1 pseudogene is annotated in these 259 nt (G+C 60.2%); it reads right to left on the bottom strand.

The features are described from left to right. A pseudogene (locus tag AC0IW9_RS31150) lies at window positions 1-259 on the bottom strand (TonB-dependent receptor); the annotation flags it as partial.

Raw genomic sequence — 259 nt, 5'->3', positions numbered from 1 at the left:
CCTGATAACCGTCGTAATGGCTGTCGGTGAGGTTGATGTAGTAATCGAAATCGCCTAGCACCTGACCGGAGCTGATGCTGCGTTTCTGGTAACCGTGGCTGCCGGCTTCGTAGCGCAGTTGTAGCTTGTCGGCATCACGGCCGGTGCGGGTGATGTAGTCGATGGCGCCGCCCAGGGCCAGTGATCCCTTGTCGAAACCATTGGCGCCGCGCAGCACTTCGGCGCGGCTTATCCACAGCGGCTCCAGCAGCTCATAAGG

The sequence above is a fragment of the Belnapia sp. AC561 genome (assembly GCF_979252845.1).
This window is presented reverse-complemented; position numbering and strand designations above follow the sequence as displayed.